At 38.6% G+C, this 2,632-nt stretch carries 3 protein-coding genes and 1 riboswitch; all 3 genes read right to left on the minus strand.

Annotation, left to right across the window (positions count from 1 at the left end; all coding sequences use genetic code 11):
• Positions 1 to 36: 36 nt before the first annotated feature.
• Genes thiE through thiM form a run of 3 tightly spaced genes read right to left on the minus strand, consistent with a single transcriptional unit; the run spans position 37 to position 2,238 of the window.
• A complete protein-coding gene (thiE, locus tag ACQKOF_RS24325; protein ID WP_427562786.1) occupies positions 37 to 669 on the minus strand; it encodes a thiamine phosphate synthase in 633 nt (210 codons plus the stop codon).
• Positions 659 to 1,483, minus strand: a complete 825-nt coding sequence (gene thiD, locus ACQKOF_RS24330; RefSeq protein WP_427562792.1) for a bifunctional hydroxymethylpyrimidine kinase/phosphomethylpyrimidine kinase — start codon at positions 1,481 to 1,483, stop codon at positions 659 to 661. The genes thiE and thiD overlap by 11 nt, the downstream gene beginning before the upstream one ends.
• The gene (thiM, locus tag ACQKOF_RS24335) at positions 1,483 to 2,238 is read right to left on the minus strand and encodes a hydroxyethylthiazole kinase (protein ID WP_427562789.1); all 756 of its coding nucleotides are present in this window, start codon (positions 2,236 to 2,238) and stop codon (positions 1,483 to 1,485) included. The genes thiD and thiM overlap by 1 nt, the downstream gene beginning before the upstream one ends.
• An 87-nt stretch (positions 2,239 to 2,325) precedes the next feature.
• Positions 2,326 to 2,424, minus strand: a riboswitch (TPP riboswitch).
• Positions 2,425 to 2,632 lie beyond the last annotated feature (208 nt).

Below are 2,632 nucleotides of genomic sequence, written 5' to 3' on the forward strand. Positions count from 1 at the left end.
GTGGGGTAAAGACCTCCCACTGATTAAAGTTTTACTTTATCCTACAAATGATTTAAATGTAGAGACTGTTTTAGAAATATCCTCACTTTCGCAAATGGCAGAGATAACTGCTATTCCATCTGCACCTGCTTTAAATACCGTATGTGCATTCGAGCAATTTATGCCTCCGATGGCAACGATAGGGAGCTCCGGATATTGTCTCCGAACTTGCTGTAAAAAATCAGTTCCACTAGGTGGTTTGGCGTCGCTTTTAGAAGTGGTTGAAAAAATCGGACCAATTCCTACATAGTCAGCACCGTATTGGAGAGCAGTTTGTAATTCAGCTTGTGAGTGAACAGAAACACCTAGAATCATGTTGCCAATTTTTTCACGTACCTTCGACACAGGAAAATCCTCTTGTCCAATATGAACACCATCCGCTCTAAGTTTTATAGCTAGCTCTAAATCATCGTTGACGATAAACGGAACATTATACTGCTGACAGAGCTTTTGACATTTCTGAGCAAAATTTTCATAGGCTTCCCCAATAAGTGCATTTGGCCCTTTTTCACGGTATTGAAACATGGAAACTCCAGATTGGAGAGCTTTCTCTAAAACGTTTATTGGCTCCTGGTTTAAAACATTACCTGTACCCATAATAAAATAAAGCTGTAGATCGTCACGTTTCATGAATGATCACCTCGCAAGAATCCTTATAATTTTGATAGGCAAAATGATTTGTTGGACCATGGCCATTACCAATAAATAAATCATGCGTTATTGCTAATTGAATAAATTTTTTAGCTTCCTCAATCGCTTCTTCTAAAGGTAGTCCACGACCAAGAAAAGCAGTTAATGCAGCGGAAAACGTACAGCCTGTCCCATGCGTATTTTTTGTTGCAATACGTGTAGACTGCATGGAAAATGACCGACCGTCTTGAAAAAATACATAATCAGTAGCATAACATTTATCTTCTAAATGACCGCCTTTAATAATGACACATTGAACGCCCATTTGTAATAAGACTTGAGCTGCTTCTTTAATATCTACGAAAGAATTGATTTTCCTTCCAGAAAGGGTTTCAGCCTCAGGAATGTTCGGAGTTACAATTGTTGCTAAAGGTAGCAAATAACTACGTAATGCCTCAATTGCTTCTTGCTGTAATAAGTTTTCGCCACCTTTTGCAATCATGACAGGATCTACAATAAGCGGAATTTTCACTTCAGCTAAAATCTGTGCAATTGATTGGATTATTTCGGAGGAAAACAGCATTCCTGTTTTAACAGCACTAATTGAAAAATCTTCGACTAGCGCTATAAGTTGTTTTTCAACAAAACTAACTTCAATTGGTAAGACATCCGATACACCAAGTGTGTTTTGGGCCGTTAAAGCTGTAATAACAGACGTTCCAAACACCTTTAATTCCTGAAATGTTTTTAAATCAGCCTGTATACCTGCACCGCCACCACTATCTGAACCAGCAATTGTCGTTACAATATGCATCATTCTTCACCACCCTTGGAAAGGCGATGTAATTCATTCAATACTGCAATTTGAAAATCGCCAATATATTGAGTTGAAGAAGCGGCTCGCTCTGCCACTTTTTTATAAAGCGATAAAGTTTCTATTAATTGGTCAAATGGTTTATTTCCTGAAGCGTAGGAGGCACAACAAATTGCACTTAATAAGCAACCTGTTCCGGTGATTTCTGTCATTTGAGAATTTCCACCTGTAACCCATTGCTGATGTTCGCCATCAGTAATAAAATCCTTTTCACCGGTCACAATCACAATACAATTGTAGAGTTGAGCTACTTGCTGTGCCTCAAGTTCTAAAGAAATGGAACCACTACCACTATCTACGCCTTTTGGTTGCCATTCTACATTGGCAATAGCTGCAAGCTCTCCAATATTACAACGAATAGCCGCAAATTTTATTTCCTCTAGTAATTGTTGTACCGTTTGTTTCCGGTATGTTGTTGCACCTGCAGCAACAGGATCTAAAATAACGGGAATGCCAAGAGCATTTGCTTTTTTCCCTGCAAGTAACATTGATTCTTTCATTCGTTCATTAAGAGTACCAATATTTATCAATAAACCTGAGGCAATTGCGACCATTTCTTCAACCTCATGACTGTCATCAGCCATGACTGGAGAAGCACCTATTGCTAATAAGCCATTTGCTTGAAAATTAGCCACAACATAATTAGTAATGCAATGAATAAGTGGATTTTGTTTATGGATCGTTTGAAAAATCAATTTAAGTCCTCCTTGTTGGATGGACGTAAGCGTGCAAAAAAGGCCCTTTTTCGTGTAAAAAAACACGTAAAAGAGCCTTTCATCAGTAATTAGATGTGTATTGCTCCCTACGTCAGTATTAACTAACAGGTTCAAAGGGTCAGGTTTTACCTTCTCAACTCTAAATGAGTCCCCCTGCAATCTTGCTTTTAGTTGTCCAAAATGTACCATATTATTCATTCGTGTTCAATAGGGAATTTTTATCTGTGTGAAAACGAAGCGACAGCAACAAATGTTTTCTGTGCGAAAGCGAAGCGACGGCAACAAATGTTTTCTGTGCGAAAGCGAAGCGACAGCAACAAATGTTTTCTGTGCGAAAGCGAAGCGACAGCAACAAATGTTTTCTGTGCGAAAG

The organism is Lysinibacillus sp. NPDC093190 (genome assembly GCF_050280425.1).
Lineage (GTDB): Bacteria > Bacillota > Bacilli > Bacillales_A > Planococcaceae > Lysinibacillus.

Bases quoted from the DNA above. Each gene is read 5' to 3' on its own strand.
- thiE (WP_427562786.1), bottom strand. From the start codon at position 669: ATGAAACGTGACGATCTACAGCTTTATTTTATTATGGGTACAGGTAAT.
- thiD (WP_427562792.1), bottom strand. From the start codon at position 1,483: ATGCATATTGTAACGACAATTGCTGGTTCAGATAGTGGTGGCGGTGCA.